29 protein-coding genes are annotated in these 25,295 nt (G+C 73.5%); 18 read left to right on the forward strand and 11 right to left on the reverse strand.

Annotation, left to right across the window (positions count from 1 at the left end; translation table 11 throughout):
- The first annotated feature begins 126 nt into the window (after window positions 1-126).
- The 5 genes from Q1B24_RS17025 to Q1B24_RS17045 all read left to right on the forward strand — a co-directional run bounded on the left by Q1B24_RS17025 (window position 127) and on the right by Q1B24_RS17045 (window position 5,468).
- Window positions 127-675 carry a sigma-70 family RNA polymerase sigma factor gene (locus Q1B24_RS17025; protein ID WP_299931211.1) on the forward strand — a complete coding sequence of 183 codons (549 nt, stop codon included), beginning with the start codon at window positions 127-129 and terminating at the stop codon, window positions 673-675.
- Window positions 672-1,406: a zf-HC2 domain-containing protein gene (locus Q1B24_RS17030; RefSeq protein ID WP_299931212.1), complete on the forward strand. Its 735-nt coding sequence runs from the start codon at window positions 672-674 to the stop codon at window positions 1,404-1,406. Before Q1B24_RS17025 ends, Q1B24_RS17030 begins: the two co-directional genes overlap by 4 nt.
- A 133-nt stretch (window positions 1,407-1,539) precedes the next feature.
- The gene (gene acs, locus Q1B24_RS17035) at window positions 1,540-3,492 is read left to right on the forward strand and encodes an acetate--CoA ligase (RefSeq protein ID WP_299931213.1); all 1,953 of its coding nucleotides are present in this window, start codon (window positions 1,540-1,542) and stop codon (window positions 3,490-3,492) included.
- 129 nt (window positions 3,493-3,621) lie between these two features.
- Window positions 3,622-4,422 carry an S-methyl-5'-thioadenosine phosphorylase gene (locus Q1B24_RS17040; protein ID WP_299931214.1) on the forward strand — a complete coding sequence of 267 codons (801 nt, stop codon included), beginning with the start codon at window positions 3,622-3,624 and terminating at the stop codon, window positions 4,420-4,422.
- Window positions 4,419-5,468, forward strand: a complete 1,050-nt coding sequence (locus tag Q1B24_RS17045; protein ID WP_299931215.1) for an NAD-dependent epimerase/dehydratase family protein — start codon at window positions 4,419-4,421, stop codon at window positions 5,466-5,468. Before Q1B24_RS17040 ends, Q1B24_RS17045 begins: the two co-directional genes overlap by 4 nt.
- A 4-nt stretch (window positions 5,469-5,472) precedes the next feature.
- Here the strand turns inward: Q1B24_RS17045 and Q1B24_RS17050 are convergent, their stop codons facing one another.
- The gene (locus Q1B24_RS17050) at window positions 5,473-6,798 is read right to left on the reverse strand and encodes a hypothetical protein (protein ID WP_299931216.1); all 1,326 of its coding nucleotides are present in this window, start codon (window positions 6,796-6,798) and stop codon (window positions 5,473-5,475) included.
- A 113-nt stretch (window positions 6,799-6,911) separates the two neighbouring features.
- Here Q1B24_RS17050 and Q1B24_RS17055 point away from each other — a divergent pair, with 113 nt between their 5' ends.
- From Q1B24_RS17055 to Q1B24_RS17085, 7 genes are read left to right on the forward strand one after another with little or no spacing between them, the layout of a single operon-like run.
- Window positions 6,912-7,580, forward strand: a complete 669-nt coding sequence (locus Q1B24_RS17055; protein WP_299931217.1) for a glycosyltransferase family 2 protein — start codon at window positions 6,912-6,914, stop codon at window positions 7,578-7,580.
- A complete protein-coding gene (locus tag Q1B24_RS17060) occupies window positions 7,577-8,233 on the forward strand; it encodes a DUF2064 domain-containing protein (RefSeq protein ID WP_299931218.1) in 657 nt (218 codons plus the stop codon). The genes Q1B24_RS17055 and Q1B24_RS17060 overlap by 4 nt, the downstream gene beginning before the upstream one ends.
- Window positions 8,230-8,877, forward strand: a complete 648-nt coding sequence (locus Q1B24_RS17065; protein WP_299931219.1) for a class I SAM-dependent methyltransferase — start codon at window positions 8,230-8,232, stop codon at window positions 8,875-8,877. Before Q1B24_RS17060 ends, Q1B24_RS17065 begins: the two co-directional genes overlap by 4 nt.
- On the forward strand, window positions 8,877-10,037 hold the full coding sequence (locus tag Q1B24_RS17070) for a molybdopterin-dependent oxidoreductase (RefSeq protein ID WP_299931220.1): 1,161 nt from the start codon (window positions 8,877-8,879) through the stop codon (window positions 10,035-10,037). The genes Q1B24_RS17065 and Q1B24_RS17070 overlap by 1 nt, the downstream gene beginning before the upstream one ends.
- Complete coding sequence (locus tag Q1B24_RS17075; RefSeq protein ID WP_299931221.1) at window positions 10,034-10,447, forward strand: hypothetical protein; 414 nt, start codon at window positions 10,034-10,036, stop codon at window positions 10,445-10,447. The genes Q1B24_RS17070 and Q1B24_RS17075 overlap by 4 nt, the downstream gene beginning before the upstream one ends.
- A gap of 10 nt (window positions 10,448-10,457) precedes the next feature.
- Window positions 10,458-11,135, forward strand: a complete 678-nt coding sequence (locus Q1B24_RS17080; protein WP_366916523.1) for a response regulator transcription factor — start codon at window positions 10,458-10,460, stop codon at window positions 11,133-11,135.
- Window positions 11,132-12,286, forward strand: coding sequence for a HAMP domain-containing sensor histidine kinase (locus tag Q1B24_RS17085; protein ID WP_299931223.1), 1,155 nt, complete (start codon window positions 11,132-11,134; stop codon window positions 12,284-12,286). Before Q1B24_RS17080 ends, Q1B24_RS17085 begins: the two co-directional genes overlap by 4 nt.
- An 8-nt stretch (window positions 12,287-12,294) precedes the next feature.
- On the opposite strand, the gene nhaA is transcribed toward Q1B24_RS17085, so the two are convergent.
- Window positions 12,295-13,707, reverse strand: coding sequence for a Na+/H+ antiporter NhaA (nhaA, locus tag Q1B24_RS17090; RefSeq protein WP_299931224.1), 1,413 nt, complete (start codon window positions 13,705-13,707; stop codon window positions 12,295-12,297).
- Between the two features lie 163 nt (window positions 13,708-13,870).
- Here nhaA and Q1B24_RS17095 point away from each other — a divergent pair, with 163 nt between their 5' ends.
- Window positions 13,871-14,275: a phage holin family protein gene (locus Q1B24_RS17095; protein WP_299931225.1), complete on the forward strand. Its 405-nt coding sequence runs from the start codon at window positions 13,871-13,873 to the stop codon at window positions 14,273-14,275.
- 4 nt (window positions 14,276-14,279) lie between these two features.
- On the opposite strand, the gene Q1B24_RS17100 is transcribed toward Q1B24_RS17095, so the two are convergent.
- From Q1B24_RS17100 to nth, 4 genes are read right to left on the reverse strand one after another with little or no spacing between them, the layout of a single operon-like run.
- On the reverse strand, window positions 14,280-15,455 hold the full coding sequence (locus Q1B24_RS17100; protein WP_299931226.1) for a MarP family serine protease: 1,176 nt from the start codon (window positions 15,453-15,455) through the stop codon (window positions 14,280-14,282).
- A complete protein-coding gene (locus Q1B24_RS17105; protein ID WP_299931227.1) occupies window positions 15,455-16,225 on the reverse strand; it encodes a CoA pyrophosphatase in 771 nt (256 codons plus the stop codon). Before Q1B24_RS17105 ends, Q1B24_RS17100 begins: the two co-directional genes overlap by 1 nt.
- Window positions 16,222-16,845 carry a TlpA disulfide reductase family protein gene (locus Q1B24_RS17110; RefSeq protein ID WP_299931228.1) on the reverse strand — a complete coding sequence of 208 codons (624 nt, stop codon included), beginning with the start codon at window positions 16,843-16,845 and terminating at the stop codon, window positions 16,222-16,224. Before Q1B24_RS17110 ends, Q1B24_RS17105 begins: the two co-directional genes overlap by 4 nt.
- Window positions 16,842-17,543 (reverse strand): endonuclease III, encoded by a 702-nt coding sequence (gene nth / locus Q1B24_RS17115; RefSeq protein ID WP_299931293.1) that lies wholly within the window; start codon window positions 17,541-17,543, stop codon window positions 16,842-16,844. The genes Q1B24_RS17110 and nth overlap by 4 nt, the downstream gene beginning before the upstream one ends.
- A gap of 207 nt (window positions 17,544-17,750) precedes the next feature.
- On the opposite strand from nth, the gene Q1B24_RS17120 reads away from it, so the two are divergent.
- The 3 genes from Q1B24_RS17120 (at window position 17,751) to Q1B24_RS17130 (ending at window position 20,254) form a co-directional block, all read left to right on the forward strand.
- On the forward strand, window positions 17,751-18,428 hold the full coding sequence (locus Q1B24_RS17120) for a Crp/Fnr family transcriptional regulator (protein WP_299931229.1): 678 nt from the start codon (window positions 17,751-17,753) through the stop codon (window positions 18,426-18,428).
- A 69-nt stretch (window positions 18,429-18,497) separates the two neighbouring features.
- On the forward strand, window positions 18,498-18,989 hold the full coding sequence (locus tag Q1B24_RS17125; protein ID WP_299931230.1) for a SigE family RNA polymerase sigma factor: 492 nt from the start codon (window positions 18,498-18,500) through the stop codon (window positions 18,987-18,989).
- Window positions 18,986-20,254 (forward strand): hypothetical protein, encoded by a 1,269-nt coding sequence (locus Q1B24_RS17130; RefSeq protein ID WP_299931231.1) that lies wholly within the window; start codon window positions 18,986-18,988, stop codon window positions 20,252-20,254. The genes Q1B24_RS17125 and Q1B24_RS17130 overlap by 4 nt, the downstream gene beginning before the upstream one ends.
- 143 nt (window positions 20,255-20,397) lie before the next feature.
- On the opposite strand, the gene Q1B24_RS17135 is transcribed toward Q1B24_RS17130, so the two are convergent.
- Genes Q1B24_RS17135 through Q1B24_RS17155 form a run of 5 tightly spaced genes read right to left on the reverse strand, consistent with a single transcriptional unit; the run spans window position 20,398 to window position 23,262 of the window.
- The gene (locus tag Q1B24_RS17135) at window positions 20,398-20,949 is read right to left on the reverse strand and encodes a TIGR03086 family metal-binding protein (protein ID WP_299931232.1); all 552 of its coding nucleotides are present in this window, start codon (window positions 20,947-20,949) and stop codon (window positions 20,398-20,400) included.
- A 39-nt stretch (window positions 20,950-20,988) separates the two neighbouring features.
- A complete protein-coding gene (locus Q1B24_RS17140; RefSeq protein ID WP_299931233.1) occupies window positions 20,989-21,792 on the reverse strand; it encodes an MBL fold metallo-hydrolase in 804 nt (267 codons plus the stop codon).
- Complete coding sequence (locus tag Q1B24_RS17145) at window positions 21,789-22,649, reverse strand: NUDIX hydrolase (RefSeq protein WP_299931234.1); 861 nt, start codon at window positions 22,647-22,649, stop codon at window positions 21,789-21,791. The genes Q1B24_RS17140 and Q1B24_RS17145 overlap by 4 nt, the downstream gene beginning before the upstream one ends.
- Window positions 22,650-23,105, reverse strand: a complete 456-nt coding sequence (locus Q1B24_RS17150; protein WP_299931235.1) for a RidA family protein — start codon at window positions 23,103-23,105, stop codon at window positions 22,650-22,652.
- 1 nt (window position 23,106) lies between these two features.
- Window positions 23,107-23,262: a hypothetical protein gene (locus Q1B24_RS17155; protein ID WP_165357049.1), complete on the reverse strand. Its 156-nt coding sequence runs from the start codon at window positions 23,260-23,262 to the stop codon at window positions 23,107-23,109.
- A 92-nt stretch (window positions 23,263-23,354) separates the two neighbouring features.
- Between Q1B24_RS17155 and Q1B24_RS17160 the strand changes: the two genes are divergently transcribed.
- Together Q1B24_RS17160 and Q1B24_RS17165 are read left to right on the forward strand one after the other, a co-directional pair.
- Window positions 23,355-24,515: a sensor histidine kinase gene (locus Q1B24_RS17160; RefSeq protein ID WP_299931236.1), complete on the forward strand. Its 1,161-nt coding sequence runs from the start codon at window positions 23,355-23,357 to the stop codon at window positions 24,513-24,515.
- A gap of 11 nt (window positions 24,516-24,526) precedes the next feature.
- Window positions 24,527-25,192, forward strand: a complete 666-nt coding sequence (locus Q1B24_RS17165) for a response regulator transcription factor (protein ID WP_299931294.1) — start codon at window positions 24,527-24,529, stop codon at window positions 25,190-25,192.
- The last annotated feature ends 103 nt before the right edge of the window (window positions 25,193-25,295 follow it).

Here is a 25,295-nt window from a genome sequence, read left to right on the forward strand (position 1 = left end):
CGCGACCGCGTTCACCCCGACCGCGATCCGGTGCGTGATCGAGGCCGGCCCCGGGGTTCGGACCGGACGGTGAACGCCGCCGCGTCCTGCGCCGTACACACCGCTGTGACCGGCAGACTGCGTGGCGTGAGCGACCCCGACGGCGCCGTACCGTCGCTCGACGACGAGGACGGGGTGATGGCGGCCTACCGGCTCCACGGTGCCGAGGTCTACCGCTTCGTCCTGCGTGGCCTGGACGATCCGGCGTCCGCGCAGGACGTCACCCAGGAGACCTTCGTCAAGGCATGGCGGCACGCCGACCGCTTCGACCCGGAGGTGGCGTCGCTGCGGGTGTGGCTCTTCGGCATCGCCCGCAACACGATGATCGACCACTTCCGGGCCAGGCAGGCCCGTCCCTGGCAGGGCGCCCTCGCCGACCCACCGACGGTCGAGGCGGCCGCCGGCTCGGTCAGCGACCACGCCGACGCCGTCCTCGACGGGTGGCTGGTGGAGGAGGGGCTGCGCCGCCTCGCCCCGCACCACCGCGAGGCCCTCGTGCAGACCCACCTGCTGGGCCGCCCCTACGACGAGGTGGCGGCCGAGCTGTCGATCCCGGTCGGCACGCTCCGCAGCCGGGTCTTCTACGCGATGCGCGCCCTCAGGGCCGCCATGGATGAGATGGGAGTGAGCCTGTGAGCACCTTCGACGACGCCGCTCACCGCGAGCTGCGCGAGCTGCTGGGCTCCTACGCCCTCGGCCACCTTGCCGGCCCCGAGGCCGACCCGGTGCGCGCCCACCTCGACGGCTGCGCCGCGTGCCGGCTCGAGCTGGACGGGCTGCTCCCGGTCGCCCGCGCGCTCGGCTCGGTGGACGCCGCGGCGTTCGCCGACCCCGCTCCCCTGCCGCCCACCCTCGGCGACGACGTACGCCGTGCCGTCTCCGAGGCGCGATCGGCACGCGACGCCGACGAGGTCGGCCGGCGCCGGGAGGCGGCCGACCTGCGCGCGCGACGCGGGCGGGTCCGGTTGGCCACCGTCGCCGCGACGGTCGTGGTGGCCCTGGGGGTGGGCGGCGTCGTGGGTGGCGTCGTCGGCCGGGCGACGGCGCCCGAGCCGCCGACCGTGCCCACCGAGGCGATCTCGATGGCCCCCTCCCCCCAGCGGTCGGTCTCGGTGGACAGCGCCGACCTGGTGGCCCACACGTGGGGGGTCGAGCTCCGGATCGTCGCCGCCGGCTTCGCCGAGGGCCAGACCTTCCGGGCGGCATTCCGCACCGACGACGGCGAGCTGGTCCCGGCGGGCGAGTTCATCGGCGTCGGCGACTCGCCGATGACGTGCTTCCTCCAGTCGTCCGCGCTGCGCGAGGACGTCACCCAGGTGGTGATCACCGACGACGGTGGCGAGACCGTGCTGTCCTCGGACCTCTGAGCCGCCCACGCCGTCCGTCCGTCGCGCCCGAGGGACCGTCCGTCGCTCGCTGGCGGTCTCGACCTGTCCGCGGCACACGTGCGCCCGCTAGCGTCGGTGACCACAGTCACATCCGCGATGGGAGCGACCGCACATGAGCAGCGAGACCCTGGCCAACCTCTCCAACGAGGACCGGCGCTTCGACCCCCCGGCCGACCTGGCCGCCGACGCCAACGTCACGGAGGAGGCCTACGCCCGCGCCGACGCCGACCGGGAGGCCTTCTGGGCCGAGGCCGCCGAGCGGCTCGACTGGGGCCGGAAGTGGGACCAGGTCCTCGACTGGACCAACCCGCCGTTCGCCAAGTGGTTCGTCGGCGGCACCCTCAACGCCTCCGTCAACTGCGTGGACCGCCACGTCGCGGCCGGCAACGGCGACAAGGTGGCGATCCACTGGGTCGGCGAGCCTGACGACGACACCCGCGACATCACCTACGCCCACCTCAAGGACGACGTCTCCCGCGCCGCCAACGCGTTGACCGAGCTCGGCGTGAAGAAGGGCGACCGCGTCGCGATCTACATGCCGATGATCCCCGAGGTCGTCGTCGCGATGCTCGCCTGCGCCCGTCTCGGCGCCCCGCACACCGTCGTGTTCGGCGGGTTCTCCGCCGACGCCCTCGCCTCACGCATCACCGACTGCGAGGCCCACGTCGTCATCACCTCCGACGGCGGCTACCGACGCGGCGCCGCGTCCGCGCTCAAGCCGGCGGTCGACGAGGCGGTCGAGAAGACCGGCGACCTGGTGCGCAACGTGCTCGTCGTACGCCGCACGGGCCAGGACGTCGAGTGGCACGAGGGTCGCGACGTGTGGTGGCACGACGCCGTCGACGGCGCCTCGGCCGACCACGAGCCGGAGATGCACGACTCCGAGCACCCGCTCTACGTCATGTACACCTCCGGCACCACCGGCAAGCCCAAGGGCATCCTGCACACCACCGGCGGCTACCTCACCGGGACGTCGTACACCCACTGGTCGGTCTTCGACCTCAAGGACGACGACGTCTACTGGTGCACCGCCGACGTCGGCTGGGTGACCGGCCACTCCTACATGGCCTACGGACCGCTGGCCAACGGCGCGACGCAGGTGATGTACGAGGGGACGCCCGAGAAGGGCCGCTGGTGGCAGATCATCCAGGACTACAAGGTCTCGATCTTCTACACCGCCCCCACCGCGATCCGCACCTTCATGAAGCAGGGCCGCGAGATCCCCGACGGCTACGACCTGTCGTCGCTGCGGCTCCTCGGGTCGGTCGGTGAGCCGATCAACCCCGAGGCCTACATGTGGTACCGCGAGGTCATCGGCGGTGACCGCTGCCCGGTCGTCGACACCTGGTGGCAGACCGAGACCGGCCAGATCCTGATCAGCCCCCTGCCCGGCGTCACCGCCGGCAAGCCGGGCTCGGCGATGAAGGCGCTGCCCGGCATCGCCGCCGACGTGGTCGACGACGACGCGAAGCCGGTCGGCAACGGCAACGGCGGTTACCTCGTGCTCAAGGAGCCGTGGCCCGCCATGCTCCGGACGCTCTGGGGTGACGACCAGCGCTTCAAGGACACCTACTGGTCGCGCTGGCCGGGCCTCTACTTCGCCGGCGACGGCGCCAAGCTCGACGACGACGGCGACATCTGGCTGCTCGGCCGGGTCGACGACGTGATGAACGTGTCGGGCCACCGCCTCTCGACGACGGAGATCGAGTCCGCGCTCGTGTCCCACCCCAAGGTAGCCGAGGCGGCCGTGGTCGGCGCCGCCGACGACACCACCGGTCAGGCCGTGTGCGCCTTCGTCATCCTGCGCGACTCCGCCGGCGACGGTGGCGAGGACATCGTCGAGGAGCTGCGCAAGCACGTGGCCAAGGAGATCGGTGCGATCGCGAAGCCGCGCCAGATCATGGTCGTGCCCGAGCTCCCCAAGACCCGCTCCGGCAAGATCATGCGCCGCCTGCTCAAGGACGTCGCCGAGCACCGCGAGGTCGGCGACGTGACGACCCTCGCCGACTCGACCGTCATGGACCTGATCAAGGGCAAGGAGGGGTCGGCCGCCTCCGAGGACTGACCGTCCGCGGAACCCGACCCCGCTCCCGCGCCGCTCGGCATCTAGGGACGATTTGGTAGGCCAACCTGGCCTCCGGCAACCATTTCGTCCCTAGATACAGGCGTGGGTGCGCTCACTAGGGTGAGTCGGGTGAGCACACCCATCGCCGAGGTCGCCGTCATCGGCGGCTCCGGCTTCTACTCGTTCCTGCCCGACGCGACCGAGCACGAGGTGACGACGCCGTACGGCGACCCGTCCGCGCCGATCGCGATCGGCGAGGTCGCCGGTCGTTCGGTGGCCTTCCTCCCGCGGCACGGCCGCCACCACGACCACCCGCCGCACGGCATCCCCTACCGCGCCAACGCGTGGGCGCTGCGCTCGCTCGGCGTACGCCAGGTGCTGGCACCGTGTGCCGTCGGCGGTCTCCGCGACACCGTCGCCCCCGGCGACCTCGTGGTGCCGGACCAGCTCGTCGACCGCACCCACCGCCGGGTCGGGTCGTACGTCGAGTCCGGCGCGGTGCACCTGCCCTTCGCCGACCCCTACTGCCCGGGCGTCTCCGCCGCGCTCGCCAGCGCGGACCCCGACGTGCGGACAGGCGGGACGATGGTGGTGGTCGAGGGCCCGCGCTTCTCCACGCGCGCCGAGTCGCGCCAGTACGCCGACCAGGGGTGGGACCTGATCAACATGACGGGTGCGCCCGAGGCCGCGCTGGCCCGCGAGATGGGCCAGTGCTACGCCCCGCTCGCGCTCGTCACCGACATGGACGCCGGAGCCGAGTCCGGCCAGGGCGTGGGCCAGGAGGAGGTCTTCGCCCTCTTCCGGGCCAACCTCGAGCGGCTCACCGGCCTCCTGGGCACCGCGATCGGGGCCCTGCCCGATCCCGACGGCTGCGCCTGCTCGACGTGGGCGGACGGCGTCGACCTCACCTACGAGGTGCCGGGAACGTGAGGGTGCTCCTCACCGGCGCGGCCGGCTTCATCGGCGGCGCGATCGACCGCGCGCTGACCGCGGACGGACACGAGGTGATCGGCGTCGACCTCATGCTCGCCAACGCGCACAGCACCACCACCCCGCCCGACGGCGTCCACCAGCTCGACGTCCGTGAGGCCGGGTCGCCGGAGTGGGCCGAGCTGCTGCGCGGCGTCGACGTCGTCTGCCACCAGGCGGCACTGGTCGGCGCAGGCGTCCGTGTCGGAGACCTGCCGGCGTACGCCTCCCACAACGACCTCGGCACCGCCGCCCTGCTCGCCGCCATGCACGACGGCGGGGTGGACCGGCTGGTCCTCGCCTCGTCGATGGTCGTCTACGGCGAGGGCCGCTACACCTGCCCCGAGCACGGCGACCAGCTGCCGCCCCCGCGGGAGGTCGCAGCCCTGGAGGCGGGCGACTTCGAGAACCACTGCCCGGCCTGCGACCGCCCCCTCGGCTGGGACCTGGTCCCCGAGGACGCCGTGCTGGATCCGCGCAGCACCTACGCCGCGAGCAAGCTGGCCCAGGAGCACTACACCTCGTCGTGGGTGCGCCAGGCGGGCGCGGGCGCGGTGGCGCTGCGCTACCACAACGTGTACGGCCCCGGGATGCCGCGCGACACCCCCTACTCCGGGGTGGCGGCGATGTTCCGCTCGTCGCTCGAGCGGGGCGAGCGCCCGCAGGTCTTCGAGGACGGCGGCCAGGCGCGCGACTTCGTCCACGTCGACGACGTGGCCCGCGCCAACGTGCTCGCGATCGAGCAGGTCGCCGCGGAGACGGTGCCCCGCTTCGCCGCCTACAACGTGTGCTCCGGCACCCCGGTGACCATCCTCGACGTCGCCCGCCGAGTCAGCGCGGGCAGCACGAGCCGGCTCGAGCCGGAGGTCACGGGCGGCTTCCGTCCCGGCGACGTGCGGCACGTCGTGGCGTCGCCCGAGCTGGCCGGGCGCGAGCTCGGCTTCACCGCCGCCGTCGACCCCGCGACCGGACTGGCCGACTTCGCGACGGCACCGCTGCGGGCGTGAGGGGTCACCAGCTCGTGTAGAGCAGGTGCTGCACCAGCAGCGCCGCGACGACCTGCAGCCCCAGTCCCCAGCGTCGCCAGCCGTCTGGCAGCAGCGCCATCGAGAGCGTCAGCCACGGGACGAACGGCAGCCAGATCCGCTCGACCTCCGCCTTCGACATCCGGCTCAGGTCGGCGATCGTGACCGCGAGGAGGCCGGCGAGCGCCAGGACCGCGATCGTCCTCGCCCCGCCGGTGTGGCGCCGCGCAGCGACGGCGACGCCCGCTCCGAGCAGCGGACCGGCGGAGACCAGCAGCGCGCCGACGTTGCCCCACATCCAGTACGCCGCGGGACGGGTCGCGGCGATGCCGTCCCAGTAGCGCTCGACCAGCACCGGGTAGGCCTCCCACCACGCGAACCCGAGCGCGGCGAAGACAAGCACGACGACCAGTGCCGACGCGGCGGCGACCGGGAGGGGCCACCAGCTGCGCGCCAGCCACAGGACGGCGAGGGCGATCGCCCCGAGCAGCGGCAGGCCGTAGGAGCTCATCACGCACCAGCCGAGCAGCGCGCCGGCCACCACCGCCCAGCCGACCATCACCCCGCTGCGGCCCGCCGTCGCGGACGCGGCCAGCGCGGCGAGTCCCCATGCCGCGGTCGCGGTGAACACCGCGTCACCCGACACCGCGAGGTAGACCGCGGCGGGGCTGAGGACGAGGAACGGCGCCGCCAGCCGGGCGTGCTGCTCGGCCCCGAGCGAGCGCGCGGTGAGCAGCACCGCCGCCGGGATGCTCGCCGCGACGGCGCACACGACGAGGGCCGCGGCCAGGTCCCCGCCGAGGCCGACGTGCACGAGACCGATGAAGAACAGCACCGCGCCCGGCGGGTGCCCGGCCACGTGGATCGCCCAGTTGTCCGGGTGCGCGGCGGGGATCCGGTCGACGTACTCCCTCAGCATCGCCGGCACGTCGGTGACCTCGCGGGCCGTGACGAGGTACTCGTGCTGGTTGGCCATGACCCTCGTCAGGCCCGAGGTGCCGTCGACGAGCGCCAGCGCGAGCAGCCAGGCCAGCGAGGCGACGTACGCCACCACGAGGAGCCGCCGCCACGACCAGGTGCGTGCCCAGGCCTCCGCACGCCAGACGCCGAACGCCGCGAGGAGCAGGGCCGGCACCGTGCCGGGGCCGACCTTCGCCTGCCAGAAGCCGTGGGTGGGGGGCGCGCCGAGCGAGTCGCTGCGGGCGTCGACGTCCCAGCCGGCGAGGACCGGCACCGTGAACGAGGCAAGCAGGACGACGGCCGCCACCCCGAGCCCCGCCCACGCGCGGACGGACGTGCTCGGGGCGCTCATGGCGCCGAGCCTAGGGGCGGGGCGCTGACCCGCCACGTCCCTCGGCCAGCCGTCACACTCCCGTAATCCCTTGGGGGGTCCGCGCACGCCACGCGTCTGGCTAGTTTCGACGCATGACCACCGACGCCGCGATCTGCGACCTCGTCCTCCCGTGCCGCGACGAGGGTCCGGCGCTCCCCGCGCTCCTCTCCCGCATCCCCGTCGAGTTCTCCGTCGTCGTGGTCGACAACGGCTCGAGGGACGACACCGCTGCCGTCGCTGCGCGGCTCGGGGCGCGGGTGGTGGTCGAGCCCGTTCCCGGCTACGGCTCCGCCGTGCACGCCGGTCTGCTCGCCGCCACCCACGACCTCGTCGCCGTCATGGACGGGGACGGGTCGTTCGACCCGGCCGACCTCCTGCCGCTGCTCGCCGAGGTGCGCGAGGGCCGGGCGGACATGGCAGTCGGCCGTCGGCGTCCGACCGGTCGCGGCACGTGGCCGTGGCACGCCCGTCTCGGCAACGCGCTGATCGTGGCGTGGTTGCGCCGGACCATCGGCATGGCGGCGCACGACATCGCACCCATGCGGGTCGCCCGACGCCAGGCGATGCTCGACCTCGCGCTGCAGGACCGCCGCTTCGGCTACCCCGTCGAGCTGCTCCAGGCCGTCACCCACGCCGGGTGGCGCATCAGCGAGCACGACGTGGACTACCACCCCCGGGCCGAGGGCACCCGCTCCAAGGTCTCCGGGTCGGTCAGCGGCACCGTCCGCACGGCCCGCGACTTCTGGCGCGTGCTGTCGTGAGCGGCCCCACCGTGCTGGTGATGGCCAAGGCGCCCGTGCCGGGGCGGGCCAAGACCCGGCTCGCCGCGGTCACCGGTGACGAGGTCGCCGCCGACCTGGCGGCGGCGGCGCTCCTGGACACCATCGAGGCCGTGGGTGCGGTCCCCGGCGCCCGCGGACACCTGGCGCTCGCCGGTGACCTGTCCACCGCCTGCCGCGGGACCGAGCTGGTCATCGCGGTCGAGGGCTGGCGGGTCACCGCACAGCGTGGCGCGACCTTCGCCGAGCGACTGGCCGCCGCCCACCTCGACGCAGGTCACGGGCTGGTCGTGCAGGTGGGCATGGACACGCCCCAGCTCACGCCGGACCTGCTCGCCCGGACGCTCGACGACCTGGCCGGCCACGACGCCTGCCTCGGGCCGGCCCCCGACGGCGGGTGGTGGGCCCTCGCCCGGCACGACCCGGCGGTGGCGGCGCCGCTCGCCGGTGTCACGATGTCGACGACGGCGACGTACGACGACACCCGCGCAGCCCTCCTCGGCGCCGGGCACCGCGTCTCCTCCACGACCCCGCTCGCCGACGTCGACACGATCGAGGACGCGGCCGAGGTGGCTCGACTGGCGCCGGGCACCCGGTTCGCCGCCGCCTTCCGTGCCTGGGAGGGGCTGTCGTGACGGCCGATCTCTCCTTCACCGAGGCGTTCACGTGGGCCTTGCGGGGCGCCCCGGCGCGGGTCGCGCACTCCTCGGGGGCGTCGACGGCGCTGCCCGTCGAGTCGTGGTCGGGCCACGCCGACGCGGCCGACCACGCCCTGCTGGACCTGTGCCAGGGAGAGACCCTCGACATCGGGTGCGGCCCGGGGCGACTCACCCACGAGCTGACCCGGCGCGGCCACCAGGCGCTGGGGGTCGACGTGGTCGAGGAGGCCGTCCACCTGACGCGTCGACGTGGCGCCCCGGCCGTGGTCGCCGACATCTTCGACACCGTGCCCGACGAGGGCCGGTGGGGCACCGCACTGCTCGCCGACGGCAACGTGGGCATCTCCGGGGACCCGACCCACCTGCTACGACGGGTCGGCCAGCTGCTGCGGCCGGGCGGCCGCGCGGTCGTCGAGGTCTCCCGTCCCGGCACCGAGTCGTCAGCGGGCTGGTCGCGACTCGAGCTGCCCCACGGCCGCAGCCGGCCGTTCCGGTGGGCCTTCCTCGCCGTGGACGACGTCGCGACCGTCGCGGTCGCTGCGGGGCTGATGGCGGCCTCGGTGCACTGCCTCACCCCGCACGAGGACGGCCGCTGGGCGGCCGTGCTGGAGAGATCGTGATGAGGGCCCCGCACCCGGACGACTTCACCTCGCGGCTGCGCAGCCCTGCCGTCGCCGCGCGGGTGGGTGTGTGGCTGGGGGCCTGCTTCCTCATCTGCTTCGCCACCGGCCTGGTCAGCCACTGGGCCCAGCTGCCGGCGCCCGCGATCCCGTTCCCCACGAGGCCGGCCTGGGGCTACCGGGTGACCCAGGGACTGCACGTCGTCACCGGGTGCGCCGCCGTGCCGCTCATGCTGGTCAAGCTATGGGCCGTCTACCCGCGACTGTTCGAGCGGGTAGACCTGCGAGCGGGCCGGCAGGCGCTGCTCGTCGGGCTCGAACGGGCCTCGATCGGCGTGCTGGTGGCCGCTGCGATCTTCCAGCTGGCGACCGGTCTCGCCAACGCCGCCCAGTGGTACCCGTGGAGCAGCTTCTCCTTCCGCACCGCCCACTACGCGCTGGCCTGGGTCGCGATCGGCGCGCTGGTCCTGCACGTCGCGGTCAAGCTGCCGATGATCCGCGCCGCGCTGGGAGCGGACGTCGACGACGAGGCGCTCGACCGCCCGGGCGCACTCCGGGCAGGCGCCGTGTCGAGGCGGGCCCTCCTCCGCGGGACGTGGGCGGCCGCCGGCATCGCAGTGCTCGCCACGGCCGGCGGGACGGTGCCGTGGCTGCGACAGGTGAGCGTGCTCGCCGTCCGCACCGGCGAGGGCCCGGGCGGCGTACCGATCAACAAGACGGCAGCTGCCGCCGGCGTGCTCGACACCGCCACCGACCGCGGCTGGGCGCTCGACGTACGCGTCGACGGCTCTGTTGCCGCCCGGCTGACCCTGGCCGACCTGCGGGCACTGCCGCAGCACACGGTGGACCTCCCCATCGCCTGCGTGGAGGGGTGGAGCGCGCAAGGGCGCTGGTCCGGCGTCCGGGTGCGAGACGTGGTTGCGGCCGCAGGTGCCGCTGGTGGTGCGGACGTCGTGGTCACCTCCCTGCAGGAGAGCGGCCCGTTCACCCGAACGGTGCTGCCGGCCGCGTTCGTCGAGGACGAGCGGACCCTGCTCGCCCTCGACCTCGCGGGCGAGCCGCTGGACCTCGACCACGGCTTCCCGGTCCGCGTGATCGCCCCCAACCGACCCGGTGTCCTCCAGACCAAGTGGGTCGCGTCGCTGGAGGTGACGACGTGAGCGCCGCGCGGTGGCTGCTGGGTGGACTGGGGGTCCTGCTCGGCGCGTACGGCGCGTGGCTGGCGCTGACCCGCCAGGACACCGGGCAGCTCCTCGAGATCGCCGTCTGGCTCGCCGCGGGCGTGGTGCTGCACGACGTGGTGGTGGCCGGGGTGGTCCTCGCCGGAGTCGTGCTCGGACGACGCGTGCTGCCCCGGCCGTGGCACGCGCCTGCCACACTCGCTCTCGTGGTGTGGGGTGGCGTGACCCTGATGGCGGTCCCGGTGCTGGGCAGGTTCGGCGCCCGCCCCGACAACCCGACCCTGCTCGACCGGCCCTACCTCGGCACGTGGATTGCGCTGAGCGTGGTCACCCTGGCGGCCGTCGCAACCGCCGGGGCAGTGCGCGCTCGACGCGGACGGGACACCTGAGGTGGCGCGCGTGCTGGTCGTCGACGACGACGAGACGGTCCGCGAGGTCGTCGTGTCCTACCTGCGGGCCGCCGGCCACGAGGTCGCCGAGGCGTCCGACGGTGCGACGGGCCTCGCCGCCCACCAGGACCGTCGCGCCGACCTGGTGGTCCTCGACGTGATGATGCCCGGCCTCGACGGGCTCGAGGTCTGTCGCCGGCTCCGGCTGGCCGGAGACGTGCCGGTCATCCTGCTCACCGCGCTCGGCGCGGAGCAGGACCGCGTCGTGGGCCTCGAGACCGGCGCCGACGACTACGTCACCAAGCCGTTCAGTCCGCGCGAGCTCGTCCTGCGGGTCGAGTCGGTCCTGCGGCGCACCGGCGGTGACGCCACGACCCCGGTGCCCGAGACCACCACCGACGGGGACCTCCTCGTCAACCATCGCCGCCGGACCGTCACGGTGGGCGGGGCGCCGCGGACCTTCACGGCGCGCGAGTTCGACCTGCTGGCGCACTTCGTCACCCACCCCGGCCACGCCTTCAGCCGCGAGGACCTGATGAGCCAGGTGTGGGGATGGTCCTTCGGCGACTCCTCGACCGTGACCGTGCACGTGCGCCGGGTCCGCGCGAAGGTCGAGGCCGACCCGGCCGAGCCCGTCCGCCTGGTGACGGTCTGGGGCATCGGCTACCGGTGGGAGCCGACCTCGTGAACGAGCAGGTGCAGGTCGTCCTGGTCGCCGCGGCGGGCGGCGGGGTCGTCGGCGCCCTGGGGCTGCTGGCGGGATGGCTGCTGCGCAGCCGGTCGCTGCGCTGGCAGCTCGCCCTCGTGGCGGTCGTCTCCGTCACCACCGTGCTGGTGGGCGTCGTCGCGATCGCCCAGCTGATGTTCATCTCGCGCCACGACCTCCAGGTCGTCATGCTCGTGACGCTCGCAGGCGCCGCGGTCTCGCTCGCGGTGGCGGCGATCCTCTCGGAGGCGCTCGTCCGGTGGTCGCGCCGCCTGCGTGAGCACGTACGCCGCATCGGGGGCGGCCTGCCCGACGAGCCGGCACCTCAGGCGCCGTCCGAGCTCAGCGGGCTGGCCAGCGAGCTGGCCGCCGCCCGCCGACGCCTGGAGGAGGCGGCGGCGCGGGAGCAGCGACTCGAGGAGTCCCGACGCGAGCTCGTGTCGTGGGTGTCCCACGACCTCCGGACCCCGCTGGCGGGCATCCGGGCGATGGCCGAGGCGCTCGAGGACGACCTGGCCGGCGACCCGGCCCGCTACCACCGCCAGATCCGCGGCGAGGTGGATCGGATGGTCAGCCTGGTCGACGACCTGTTCGAGCTCTCCCGCATCCACGCAGGCGTCCTGCGGCTCCAGCCCGAGCTGGTGCTGCTCGGTGACCTCGTGAGCGAGGCCGTGGCCGCCGCGGACCCCGTCGCCCGCAAGCACCGTGTCCGGGTGGGCGGAGAGGTGCAGTCCGGGCTCGAGGTCAACGTCGACCCCGCCGGGCTCGGGCGCGTGCTCGGCAACCTGATCGTCAACGGCGTGCGGCACACACCCGCCGACGGGTCGGTCCACGTCAGCGCCAGGGTGGTCGGCGACGAGGTCGAGCTCACGGTCGCGGACGAGTGCGGTGGCATCGAGCCGGGCACCATCGACCGCGTCTTCGACGTCGCCTTCCGCGGGGCCGAGGCACGGACGCCGGAGGACCCCGGCGACGCCTCGGCGCACCCGCGTGCCGGGCTGGGGCTCGCGATCGTCAAGGGGATCGTCGAGGCGCACCGTGGGCGGGTCGAGGTGGCCAACACCGGAGCCGACGAGACGGTGCGCGGGTGCCGCTTCGTCGTACGGCTCCCGCTCACCCGGCCTGCCGGCTGAGCCCGACCTCAGCTGTCGAGGGCCTCGCGCACCGGGTCCGGCTCGTCCTGCTCGTCGTCGTGGTCGTCCTCGGACGTACGACGGTGGCGGGTCGAGGCGAGCAGGAGCACGACGCCGAGCACGGCCGCGATGACCGAGGCCAGCAGGATCGCGATCTTCGCCTCCTCGGTCAGCAGCTCGGAGCCCGGGAAGGACAGCCCGGCGATGAAGATCGAGACGGTGAAACCGATGCCGGCGACGGCGCCGAGGCCGAGGACCATCGGCCACGAGGTGTCCTCGGGCAGCTTCGCGATGCCGAGGCGTACGGCGACGTAGGAGGTCAGGAGGATGCCGACGGGCTTGCCGAGGACCAGGCCGAGCACGATGCCCAGGCCGACCGGCTCGGTGAAGACCTCGCCGATCGCGCCCAGCTCGACGCCGGCGTTGGCGAGCGCGAAGACGGGGAGCACGACGTAGGCCGACACCGGGTGCAGCGTGCTGATGAGCCGCTCGACGACCGACACCGACTCCTTGAGCAGGAAGCGCAGTCGCGCGAGCTCGTCGGGGTTGAGGTGGTGGTCGCGCAGCGCCTTCCCGGCGAAGTCGCGGGCCACCTCCTCCTTGAGCAGCGGCTTGGCGGGTGCGAGGAGGCCGATCGCGACGCCGGCGAGCGTCGCGTGCACGCCCGACTCGAGCAGGGCGAACCACACGCCGATGCCGAGGAGCGCGTAGACGACGGTCGACCAGACCCGCAGCAGCCGGGCCACGACCATGGCCGCGAGGAGGCCGAGCGCGATCGCCAGCCAGGACAGGGACAGGTCGCTGGTGTAGAAGACCGCGATCACGAGGATCGCGCCGATGTCGTCGACGATCGCGAGGGTCAGCAGGAACAGCCGGGCCGCTGACGGGATCCGTCGCCCGAGGATGCCCAGCACACCGACGGCGAAGGCGATGTCGGTCGCCATCGGGATGCCCCAGCCGTCGCTGCCGGCGCTGCCGGGCGGGTTGAGGGCGAGGTAGATGCCGGCCGGGACCACCATCCCGCCGACCGCTGCGACGATCGGCAGGGCCGCGGTGCGCGGGTCGCGGAGGTCGCCGTTGACCAGCTCGTACTTGATCTCCAGACCGACGACGAAGAAGAAGATCACCATCAGCGCGTCGTTGACCCAGTGCTGCAGCGACTCGTCGAGGTGCAGCGGACCGACGTCGAGGGTGAGGTGGGCTTGCCAGAGCGCGTCGTACGACGACGCCCACGGGCTGTTGGCCCAGATCAGGGCGGTGGCCGCGGCGATCAGCAGCAGGATCGAGCCGGCGGCCTCGACGCGGAGGAACTCGCGCACCGGACGCGCCACCAGGCGGGCCAGCGGCTTGTCACTGGCGCTGTAGACGGGGCCGGCCCTCCACAGGTCGTCGAGGCGGAAGCGTTCGCGGGGCGTGGCCATGAGGAGGGATGGTCCTTCCGGGGGTGGTCGAAACGTGATCACCGCGGAGAGACTCTCCACGGGCCGACCAGACTTCCCGGCTCACCTGAGACCTCAGTGTAGTCAGGCCCGTTGGTAAGGTCGCTGCACCCAGCCCCCGGCGTACAACGAAGGACCCCGCAACATGACCAACGCACCGATCAAGGACGACGATCCGACGCTCGGCAAGCTCGTCATGGACGCGCAGCGCGACATCTCCTCGCTCATCTCCCAGGAGATCCAGCTCGCGAAGAGCGAGATCAAGGTCAGCGTCAAGCACGGCGGGGTCGGCGTCGGCCTCTTCGCCGGCGCGGCCTTCATCGGCCTGCTGGCGATCATCATGCTGTCGGTGGCGTTCGCCTACTTCCTCAACTGGAACGGCGACGGCCTCGACCTGCACTGGGCCTTCACGGTCGTCTTCCTCGTCTACGTCCTCATCGCCGCCCTGCTGGCCTACATCGGCCTCCGCCAGGTGAAGAAGGTCAAGGCCCCCGAGCGCGCGATCGAGCAGGGCCGGCAGATCCCCCAGGCGCTCAAGGGACGTCCCTGACCCCTCAGCGCACGCAGGTGCCGGTGTCGACCGGGGCCGCCGCGGCGACCCCGGCGGCCGCTGACCCGGCCACCTGCTCCGCGGTCAGGGCGTACCCGGTGTCGGGGTCGCTGACCGAGGCGGCGAACACCATGCCCGCCACGTCACCGGCCGACGTCACGATCGGGCCACCGGAGTTGCCCGGCCGGATGAGCGCCCGCAGCGAGAAGACCTGGCGGATGACGGTGCCCTCGCCGTAGATGTCGGGCGAGCGCAGCCGCTGCTCGGAGCGGACGCGGCCGGACACCACGTCGTAGGGGCCGTCCTCCGGATAGCCCAGGACCGCGACCGGGTCGCGCGGCTCGACCTCGGTGTCGAAGGCGAGCGGGAGGGACCCGGTGTCGGGCAGCGACAGCACGGCGATGTCGAGGGCGGGGTCGTAGAGCACGACCGACGCGGTGACCGACGAGCCGCCGACCTCCACCTCGGGACGGGTCACCCCGGCGACGACGTGGGCGTTGGTCATCAGCCGGCCGGGGGCGTAGAAGAAGCCCGTGCCCTCGACACCACCGCCGCAGCCGTTGGTGCCACGGACCTTGACCACGCTGCCCTCGGTCGCCATCACGTCGGGATCGGTGAGCATCCTGGGGTCACCGGGGCGGACCGCGACGATCCGCTCCGGCGCGAACGGCTCGAGGTAGCGCGGGAAGAACGTCGTGCCGACGACGTTGTTGAACGCCTGCAGCACCTTGTCGGAGTCGGTCGGCAGCGTCTGGTCGACCTTGGCCAGGATCGTCGAGTCACGCACCAGCGGCGTGAAGGCGCCGATGCGGGTGCCGGACACGGCCACACCGAGGGCCCACGCGACGAGCAGCACGGCCACGGCGCTGAGCGCCGATCCGCCGATCGCGTCGACGGCCCGGATCGGTTGCCAGGTGATCCGGTCACGCAGCCGCGCGCCGACGAACTGGAACAGCGCCTGGCCGAGCGAGGCCGAGATGATCACGATGAACAGCGCACCCAGCGACACCCACAGGGAGGGAGCGGCGTCGCCCAGCGCGAGCGGCGCGGCCCAGATGCCGGCGAGGCCCCCGAGCAGCAGGCCGGCGGTGGCGCTGGCGCCGGTGATGAATCCCTGCCAGTAGCCCGAGAGGGCATAGATCCCCACGAGTGCGACGAGGCACCAGTCGAGGACGTTCATCACTGCTGCTCCTCGAGCCTGGTGTTCTGGGCTGTGTCCTGCGTGGTGTTGGGGGCGAGGTCGGTGCCCCGGGGGACACCCTGCAGCATGTGGTCGGGAAGGTCACGCACCCGCGCCCGGTCCCAGTCCTCGGCCCAGCCGAGGTAGCTGAACAGCCGGGCGATGATGCCGGCGGTGAAGCCCCACAGGATCACGTCGCGCTCGGGCCCGATCAGGAATCCCGGCCCGAGCCAGCCGCTCGGGTGGCGCACGGTGATGCGGTTGTCGGGATCGAGCAGCTCGGCGATCGCGACGTGGTGGATCTCGTGGACCTCGTCGGGGCTGGCGATGCGCACCTCGCCACGGTCGCGCCAGTAGCCGAGGATCGGCGTCACCGCGAAGTTGCTCGGCGGGAGCCACAGCTCGGGCAGCTCGCCGAAGACCTCCACCTCCGTCGGCTCGAGCCCGATCTCCTCGTACGCCTCGCGCAGCGCCGCCTGCTGCGGGGTCTCCCCCTCGTCGAGCGAGCCCCCGGGGAAGGACACCTGGCCGGGGTGGGAGCGCATGTGGTGGTTGCGCTCGGTCAGCAGGAGCTCGCCGCGGTGGGCGAGGTCGTCGGGGCCGGGATGAGGGTGGGCCGGGTCGGCGTCGCGGTCGGCGAAGACCATCAGCACCGCACCGCGGCGGGGGTCGCTGTCCTCGGGGGGCATGAAACGGGTGAGCTCGTGGACGGTGATGGAGGAGGCGGCCTCCACGACCGGCGCCAGCCAGCCCGGGAGCCGATCGATCACAGCGTGATCCCGAGGTGCTCGGCGACCTTGGCCTTGATCTCCGCCACCGATTCCACGCCGCCGGAGTCCTGCGCGACGACGACACCGTCCTCGTCGACGAACACGAACGCCGGCAGCCCGCGGCGGGCGACCGCGAAGGCGTCCTCGACCATCAGCTCGCCACCGGGGTCGGCGATCGAGGGATAGGTCGCCCCGGTCTCCTCGGCCAGCGCCAGGGCGCCGTCGGGGTGCACGTCGTTGAAGTCGATGCCCAGCACCGGCACCCGGTCGCCGTACTGCTGGTGGAACTCCTCCAGCGCCGGCATCTCCTGCCGGCACGGCTCGCACTGCGCCTGCCAGAGGTTGATCACGAGGGGTCCGCGGAGCGAGGACAGGTCGACGTCGGGCCCACCGCCCAGGCACGGCAGCGTCACCTCGGGCAGCCCGCCCTCGACCGCCTCCCCGGTGCCGGGCCGGCAGTCCTCCATGCCGATGCGCGCCTTGACCTCGCGCAGGGCGGGGGTGTCGACGTCGACGTCGGGAGGGCGTACGTCGATGCTGCTGCCGCTCATCGACGACCACGCGAGGGCGCCCACGGCGACGCATGCGGCGAGCGCCAACGCCAGGAACAGCTTCCTCATGCAGGGCCCTGGGTCGTGACCAGCTTCTCCGCCTCGACGGGGTCGATCGGGCCGGCGCCGAACGACGGACACAGGCGGGCGACCGGGCAGGCGCCGCACGCGGGCTTCTTGGCGTGGCAGCGGCGGCGTCCGTGCCAGATGAGGTGGTGCGAGAGCATCGTCCAGTCCCGCTTGGGGAAGAGCGCGCCGACGGCGTGCTCGACCTTGACCGGGTCGGTCTCCTCGGTCCAGCCGAGGCGACGGGCGAGCCGGCCGAAGTGGGTGTCGACGGTGATGCCGGGCTTGTCGAACGCGTTGCCCAGCACGACGTTGGCGGTCTTGCGGCCGACACCGGGCAGCGTCACCAGGTCCTCGAGGCGGTCGGGCACCTCGCCACCGAAGCGCTCGACGAGCGCCTGGCTGAGCTTGAGCACGGAGTCGGTCTTGGCGCGGAAGAACCCGAGCGGGCCCAGCAGCTGCTCGAGGTGCTCGCGCGGGGCGGCCGCCATCGCCTCCGGCGTCGGGTAGGCCGCGAAGAGCGCGGGGCTGGCGGCGTTGACCCGGCGGTCGGTCGTCTGCGCGGAGACCACCGTGACGACGAGGCACTCGAACGCGTTGGTGAAGTCGAGCTCGGCGCGGGCGTCGGGATAGGTCTCGCCGAGGATCCGGTCGACCTTGCGCGCCCGGCGCACGAGCGACGTGTCGGGCTTGGGGATCACGGCCGGGACGGCCTGGGTGGCCTTCGGGGTCACCTTGCGGGCAGGGGCGGGCACGCGCCCAGCGTACGGTCCGGCTCCGACAGCATCGAAGCCGGCGCAAACGCCGCCTCGCCCACGCCGAGTCGCGGTTGTGAGACGCACCACGGCTAGGATCGTCCCGGATCCCGAGCAGCACCCGTCGGGACGCACCCCACTGGGAGGATTGACGTGGACAACGACGTGCTCCGTCAGGCACCGCTGTTCAGCTCGCTCGACGACGAGGCAGCGACGGCACTGGGCGGTTCGATGGCCGAGACCAAGCTGCGTCGCGGCGACGTCCTCTTCCACGAGGGCGACTCGGGCGACAAGCTCTACATCGTCACCGAGGGCAAGGTGAAGCTCGGCCGCTCCTCCTCCGACGGCCGCGAAAACCTCCTCGCCATCATGGGCCCCGGCCAGATGTTCGGCGAGCTCTCCCTCTTCGACCCGGGCCCGCGCTCCGCGACGGTCACCGCCGTCACCGACGCGTCCTTCGGCTCGCTCTCCCACGACGACCTGCTGCGCTGGCTCGACGGCCGCCCGCAGGTCGCGCGCGGACTGCTCTCCCAGCTCGCCTCGCGGCTGCGCAAGTCCAACGACGTCGTCGCCGACCTCGTCTTCTCCGACGTGCCCGGCCGTGTCGCCAAGGCGCTGCTCGACCTCGCCGACCGCTTCGGCCGCACCGCCGACGACGGCGTCCACGTCCACCACGACCTCACCCAGGAGGAGCTCGCCCAGCTGGTCGGCGCCTCCCGCGAGACGGTCAACAAGGCGCTCGCCGACTTCGCCTCGCGCGGCTGGCTGCGCCTGGAGCCCCGCTCCGTGGTGATCATGGACCTCGAGCGCCTCTCCCGCCGGGCCCGCTGAGACTTCTTCGTCCCGCCTGACCCCCGCCGCGGCGCATTCCTGCGTCGTACGTCGTGAAGGGGGTGCCCGGTGACTGATCGATCGGCGTTCGACGGGTTCGTGCAGGCGCGCGGACCGGCGCTCGCGCGCACCGCCTACCTGCTCACCGGTGACCACCACCTCGCCGAGGACCTGGTGCAGGCGGCGCTCGTGCAGGCCGCGAAGCACTGGGAGCGCATCCACACCTCGCCCGAGGCCTACGTACGCCGTGCGATGTACCACCAGAACATCTCCTGGTGGCGGCGCCGCAAGCTCGCCGAGACCCCGCTGGAGTCGTACGACGCCCCGGTTCCCGCGGCCGACCCGACGCTGCGGCTGACCCTCGAGCAGGCCCTGCGGCGGCTCACCCCGCGCCAGCGCACCGTGCTGGTGCTGCGCTACTTCGAGGACCTCACCGAGGTCCAGACGGCCGCCGAGCTGGGCATCTCCAGCGGCGCGGTCAAGTCCATGTCGCGCCAGGCCCTCCAGCGGTTGCGCGTCCTGGCCCCCGAGCTCGCCGACCTGGTGGGAGCAGACGCATGAGCACCGACCTGCGCGAGGAGCTCGACGCCCTCGCCCGCACCCAGACCTTCTCGCCCGACCCGTCCGCCTGGGACCGGGGGCGCCGCGCCCGGCGTCGTACGCGGGTCGCCGCCGGTGCGGCCGCGGTCGCGGTCGTCGCGGCGGTCGCCGGCGCGGGGGCGCTCGTCCTGCAGCCGGACCGGGAGGCGCGTACGGCGTCGAGCGAGGTGGTCGAGGGTGGTGCGATCCCGAGCCGGATCGACGACATCCCGGCTGATCTCGAGCCCACGACCGACCTCGCGGTGGGGCGCGGGGCGGCCGCGTTCATCTCGACCTCGCAGCGTGTGCCGGCGGTGGTCACGGCGGCCGACGGTGTGGCGCACCTGCTCGACCTCCCGGGCTGGGACGAGGACGGCCAGGCGTTGGCCCTCTCGCCGGACGGGCTGAAGCTCGCGTGGCAGCAGACCGGTGACGGTGGTGCCACCATCGGCGTGCTCGAGCTGACGACCGGTCGGCAGCGGAGCGACGAGGTGCACCCGGATGACCTCGCCCTCCGCGAGCTCACGTGGTCGCCCGACTCGCAGTGGCTGGGCTGGTTGGGCGACGCCGACGGTGGCGCCCACGTCGGTCAGCTGCCGGTGCCCGGGGCGGACCTGGGCCTGAGCACGTTCGTCGAGGGCAACGTCTCCTCGCTCGCCATCGGCAATGCCGCGGACGTCGTCATCGGTGCGAAGGGCGGGCTCCACCGGATCACCGTGGACCAGCCCGAGCTCATCACCCGGACCACCGGCGTGGGTCCTGGCCTCTTCTCCCCCGACGCCCGCTTCGTTGCCCTGCGCTCGGCGCCGTCCGGCGCGTCCTCCACGCTGCGGCTCTCGGACGGCGCGGTCCTCACCCACCCGTTCCCGGACGGCACCTTCGACTCCGGCGCCGTCATCCCCCTCGGGTGGCTCGACGACCGGCACCAGCTCCTGCAGGTGTGGTCGGCCGCGGACGAGGACGCCGAGCTCGTGGTCACGACGCCGCAGGTCGGACCGACCAGCACCTGGCGCCGATCCGTCGGCTCGATCGACGCCAGCATCGCCGGGCGGGTCAGCCTGGCCGTCGACCTCGTGCCGGACCTCGACGGCACCTCGTCGCAGGAGCTCACCCGTGACTTCGACACGGCCGACGAGCCCCCGGCACCGTTCGGCATCGAGCTGTCGCTGTTCATCGGGCTCGGGGTCGCGGCGGCCATCGCCGTACTGCTCGCGCTGCGGTGGCTCTGGCGCCGCCTGCTCGGCTGACGTAGCAGCGCGGCCAGCCCGGGGGTAGTCCAGTGGACAACGGTCAAAGATCGGCCTCGCGCACGACCACTTTCCACTGGACTACCGCAAGCGGGCAGCCGTTCGCCACTGGACTACCGGCGGCCGCGGGCCCGTACGGCGGCTCAGGCGCGGGGGTCGCGCCCGGCGAACGCGACCAGCCGGTCATACGCCGACGCATCGTCGGGCACCTCGACCGGGGGCCCGAAGGCCGGGCCGCGGTTGTCGTCGGTCAGCCCCTGCTGCATGAAGGCGAGCCCCCGCTCGGCGACCTCGTCGTCCAGCGGCAGCGGCCGGCCGAGCGCGCGGACGAGGTCCCAGGTGTGCACCCCGAGCTCGGCGCTCTGCCAGTCGGCCTGGGCGACCCGGTCGTCGGGCTGGCCGTGCCAGTGGTGCAGGAGGTCGTCGGCGTGCGAGCGGAAGTGCGCCGCCAGCTGGGCCGGCTCCACGCCGGCGCCGGCGCTCCAGTCGACCTCCTCCCCGCGGCCGAGCCGCAGGAAGTGCTCGGGAGCGGCAGCCAGGTGGTCGGCGAGCTCGCGCACGGTCCATCCGTGGCACGGCGTCGGCTTGCCCAGGTCGTCGGGATGGACGGCAGCGAGCGCGTCACCGGCCTGGTCCAGGGCGCGGGACAGGACGACGACGGGCCGGTGCGGACTGGTCATCGAGGTGGTCTCCATGCCACCCACCTCACTCCTCGCGCGGAGCGGACGCAAGGGTCATTGGCCCTGGAGATGGGCGAGCTGCGCGCGCACCGACAGCTCCGCCGCGCCCCACAGCACCGGGTCGACGTCGGCGTAGACGATCTCGACGACGGCACGGGCGGGGTCGTCCAGGTCCGGCAGCGTGGCCAGTGCGGCGCGCACCTGCTCGAGCCGCTGCTCACGGTGGGCGAGGTAGAAGTCGAGGGCGCCGAGCGCGTCGTCGATGACCGGGCCGTGACCGGGCCAGACGCTGGTGATGCCCTGCTCGCCGCAGAGGGCGTGGAGCCGCTGCAACGAGGAGAGGTAGGCCCCGAGCTGGCCGTCCGGGTGCGCGACGACGGTCGTGCCGCGGCCGAGCACGGTGTCACCGGTCAGCACGGCCCGGTCCTGCGGCACCACGAAGGACAGCGAGTCCGACGTGTGACCGGGCGTCGCCACGACGTGCACCTCCAGCCCACCCACTGCGACCACGTCGCCCTCGCCGAGGCCCTCGGAGCCGAGCCGGTACGCCGGGTCCAGGGCGCGTACGCCGCACCCGTGCCGCTCGGCGTACTCGCGCGCCGCCTCGCTGTGGTCGGCGTGGTGGTGGGTCAGCAGCACCACGGAGACGTCGCCGGCGGCCGCATCGATCGCGTCGAGGTGCGCCTCGATCGACGGCCCCGGGTCGACGACGACCGACCGGGAGGAGTCGGGGTCGCGCAGCACCCACGTGTTGGTGCCGTCGAGGGTCATCACGTCGGCGTTGGGGGCGAGCACGCAGGTGCCGGTGTCGCCGAAGGCGCCGCCCGACCAGCCCCGGCCGGCTGTGGGTGCGGTCATCGAGCCGCCATCAGTGCGGTGTAGTGCGGCGGGGTCGAGAGGATGAACTCGTCGCCGTCGGAGACCACCTCGGGCATGAACATGTCGACCGTCCGCCCGCCCGCCGCCGCGAGGACGGAGGAGGGGTCGGCGTACTGCCCCACCTCGAGGCAGGTCAGCCAGGTCGGGGGCAGCATCAGGATCTGCTCCTGCTCCACCTGCGCGACCGCGTCGAGAGCGCCGGCCCACATCACCGACGACGACTCGCTCGACACGTCGCGGGTCACCTGGCCCTCGGGCAGCCGGGCGACGAAGAACCAGGTGCGGTAGCGCCGCGGCTCGAAGACCGGCGTCAGCCAGCCCGACCAGGCGCCGAGCAGGTCGGTGCGCAGCACGAGCGTTCGCTTCTCCAGGAAGGCGGTCAGCGAGACCTCGCGCGACTCGAGCGCCACGCGGTCGGCCTCCCAGTCGTCGCCGGTCGTGTCGGCGACCACCGAGTCGGCACCGCTCCCGGCGAGCAGCACGCCGGACTCCTCGAACGTCTCACGCACGGCGGCGCAGACCAGCGCCCGCGCCTTCGGCTCGTCGCAGCCGAGCCGCGTCGCCCACTCGGCGGGTGAGGGACCGGCCCAGAGCCCGCGGTCGACCAGCTCGTCGTCGAAGTCGCGCGGGTCCACCCCGCCGCCGGGGAAGACGCACATCCCGCCGGCGAAGGCCATCGACGTCTGGCGTCGCAACAGGTAGACGTCCGGCCCCGACGCGCCGGGGCGCAGCAGCACGACCGTCGCCGCGTCGCGCGGCTCGGCGGGTGCGGCCTCGCCCGAGGCGTACGACCGCGCCTGGGCGACGAGGGCGTCGGGGAGCGGGAGCCGCTCCACTCAGACCTCGACGACGATCTCGACCTCGACGGGCACGTCGAGCGGGAGCACGGAGACACCGACGGCGGAGCGGGCGTGCTTGCCGGCGTCGCCGAAGACCTCGCCGAGCAGCTCGGACGCGCCGTTGGCGACCTGGGGCTGACCGGTGAAGTCGGGCGTCGAGGCGACGAAGACGACGACCTTGACGACGCGCTTCACGTCGTCGAGGGAGCCGATCTCGGCCTTGACCGCGGCGAGCGCGTTGAGGGCGCACTGGCGCGCGCACGCGTAGCCCTGCTCGGCGTCGACCTCGCCGCCGAGCTTGCCGACGGCGAGCATCTCGCCGTTGTGGGCGGGCAGCTGGCCGGCGGTGAAGACGAGGTTCCCGGTGCGGGCCGTCGGCTGGTAGGCCGCGACCGGCGGGACGACCTCGGGGACGGTGATGCCGAGCTCGGCGAGCCTGGCCTCGGCCCCCACGTCAGGCCGCCTTCGGCTTCTTGAGGAAGGCGACGAGGCCGCCCTGCGCGTTGGTGTGGATGGCCACCAGCTCCCAGCCGTCCTGGCCGAAGTTGTTGAGCATCAGGGCCTCGTTGTGGAGCGGAATCGGCGCCACCTGGTATTCCCACTGGGTCATGGATCGCACCCTACTCGGGCCCCATCCGACGCGGCGCGGTGTCCTCCCGTGGTCGGACGCCCGACGCCGCTGCGACGTCTAGCCTCTGCACCATGCGCGATCACCGGGACCCGTACCCGTGGCGTCTCGGTCCGTCCGGCCAGCGGTGGCTCGACCGGCTGGTGGTCGCGTTCCTCCTGCTCCTCGCAGCGGGCCACGCTCTCTCGGGCCAGCTCCCCCACGCGGTCTTCACCGTCGTCGAGGTGCTGCCGCTGCTGTGGCGTCGCCGCCACGCGTGGCCGGTCTTCCTCGTCGTCGCGGCGGCATCGGCGGCGCAGGCGGTGGTCGTCGCGGAGCCGACGGTCGGCCAGCTCGCGTTCCCGGTCGCGGTCTACTCCGTCGCCCGCTGGTCGCCGCGCTGGCAGGGCGTCACGGCGCTGCTCGTGGGGTACGCCGGTGCGTTGGTCGCCGCAGTCCGCTGGCTGGTCGGCTTCGGGGCCGCCGACCTCACCCCGGGCAACCTCGCGCCCTACACCGTCACGATCGGCGCCATCGTCACCGCCGCGTGGGCGCTCGGCTTCGCAGCCCAGGAGCGGGAGAGGTACGTCGCCTCGCTGGTCGCGCGGGCCGAGCAGGCCGAGCGGATGGCGGAGCGCGAGGTGGAGCTGGCGGCCCGCGACGAGCGGTCGCGGATCGCCCGCGAGATGCACGACGTCGTCGCCCACGGGTTGTCGGTGATCGTCGTCCAGGCCGACGGCGCCAGGTACGCCGCCGCCAAGGACCCGGACGTCGCGGTCGGCACCCTCGAGACGATCTCGGCCGCCGGCCGTGAGGCCCTCACCGAGATGCGGCGGCTGCTGGGCCTGCTCCGCGAGGGCGACACCGGCGTCACCCCGCAGCCCGGGCTGGACGACGTAAGCCACCTCGTCGACGAGGCCCGCGCCGCCGGCATGCGCGTGAGCGCCGACCTCCCCGCGCACGCGCCCGCGGTGCCCGACGGCGTCGCGCTGGCGGCGTACCGGATCGTGCAGGAGGCCCTCACCAACGTGCGCAAGCACGCCGGTCCGGATGCGCGGGTCGACGTGCGTGTCGCCGTGGACCGCGGCGTCGCCGTCGACGTGCGCGACGACGGTCGCGGCGCCGCGGCACCCGCGGACGGCCGCGGCCTCGGGCTCGTCGGCATGCGCGAGCGCGCGGCCGTGCACGGTGGGGTGCTGGAGGCCGGCCCGGCGCCGGGCGGCGGGTTCGCGGTGTCTGCGAGGCTGCCGCTGTGAGCGACCAGGCCGTGACGACGCCGATCCGCGTCTTCCTCGTCGACGACCAGCAGATGGTGCGCGCGGGCTTCCGGATGCTCGTCGACAGCCAGGACGACATGGAGGTCGTCGGCGACGCCGGTGACGGCGGCGAGGCGCTGGACCGGCTCGCGGTGACGGCCGCCGACGTGGTGCTGATGGACGTCCGCATGCCGCGCGTCGACGGGGTGGAGGCGACCCGGCGGCTGCTCGAGAGGGACGCGCCGCCGCGGGTGATCGTGCTGACCACCTTCGACCTCGACGAGTACGCCTTCGCCGCGATCCGCGCGGGCGCCTCGGCCTTCCTCCTCAAGGACGCCGCCCCGCCCGACCTGCTCGGCGCGATCCGGGCGGTGATGGCCGGCGACGCGGTCGTCGCGCCCAGCACGACGCGTCGGCTGCTCGACCACTTCGCCGCGCTGCCCGACCCGGCCCGGCCGACGGCGTACGACGACCGGCTCGCGCCGCTCACCGAGCGCGAGACCGAGGTGCTCACCCTCATCGCCCGCGGCCTCACCAACACCGAGATCGCCACCCACCTCGTCGTCGCCGAGACCACCGTGAAGACCCACGTCGGCCGGGTGCTGGCCAAGACCGGCTCCCGTGACCGCGTCCAGCTCGTCGTCCTGGGCTACGAGACGGGCCTCGTCACGGCCTGACGCCGAGGTCCTACCGGGGTCGTACGCCGACCACGCGAGGTGGACCCGCCGACGGACGGCAGGTCCGTGCCGCGGGCCGACGACCCGGAGGCCGCGCTCGACG

Source organism: uncultured Nocardioides sp. (genome assembly GCF_947488025.1).
Lineage (GTDB): Bacteria > Actinomycetota > Actinomycetes > Propionibacteriales > Nocardioidaceae > Nocardioides.

What these genes read in the sequence shown, in the direction of transcription:
- acs (WP_299931213.1), top strand. Translation starts at nt 1,540, where the DNA reads ATGAGCAGCGAGACCCTGGCCAACCTCTCCAACGAGGACCGGCGCTTC.
- Q1B24_RS17050 (WP_299931216.1), bottom strand. Translation starts at nt 6,798, where the DNA reads ATGAGCGCCCCGAGCACGTCCGTCCGCGCGTGGGCGGGGCTCGGGGTG.
- Q1B24_RS17055 (WP_299931217.1), top strand. Translation starts at nt 6,912, where the DNA reads ATGACCACCGACGCCGCGATCTGCGACCTCGTCCTCCCGTGCCGCGAC.
- Q1B24_RS17070 (WP_299931220.1), top strand. Translation starts at nt 8,877, where the DNA reads ATGAGGGCCCCGCACCCGGACGACTTCACCTCGCGGCTGCGCAGCCCT.
- nhaA (WP_299931224.1), bottom strand. Translation starts at nt 13,707, where the DNA reads ATGGCCACGCCCCGCGAACGCTTCCGCCTCGACGACCTGTGGAGGGCC.
- Q1B24_RS17095 (WP_299931225.1), top strand. Translation starts at nt 13,871, where the DNA reads ATGACCAACGCACCGATCAAGGACGACGATCCGACGCTCGGCAAGCTC.
- Q1B24_RS17100 (WP_299931226.1), bottom strand. Translation starts at nt 15,455, where the DNA reads ATGAACGTCCTCGACTGGTGCCTCGTCGCACTCGTGGGGATCTATGCC.
- Q1B24_RS17110 (WP_299931228.1), bottom strand. Translation starts at nt 16,845, where the DNA reads ATGAGGAAGCTGTTCCTGGCGTTGGCGCTCGCCGCATGCGTCGCCGTG.
- Q1B24_RS17130 (WP_299931231.1), top strand. Translation starts at nt 18,986, where the DNA reads ATGAGCACCGACCTGCGCGAGGAGCTCGACGCCCTCGCCCGCACCCAG.
- Q1B24_RS17135 (WP_299931232.1), bottom strand. Translation starts at nt 20,949, where the DNA reads ATGGAGACCACCTCGATGACCAGTCCGCACCGGCCCGTCGTCGTCCTG.
- Q1B24_RS17140 (WP_299931233.1), bottom strand. Translation starts at nt 21,792, where the DNA reads ATGACCGCACCCACAGCCGGCCGGGGCTGGTCGGGCGGCGCCTTCGGC.
- Q1B24_RS17155 (WP_165357049.1), bottom strand. Translation starts at nt 23,262, where the DNA reads ATGACCCAGTGGGAATACCAGGTGGCGCCGATTCCGCTCCACAACGAG.
- Q1B24_RS17160 (WP_299931236.1), top strand. Translation starts at nt 23,355, where the DNA reads ATGCGCGATCACCGGGACCCGTACCCGTGGCGTCTCGGTCCGTCCGGC.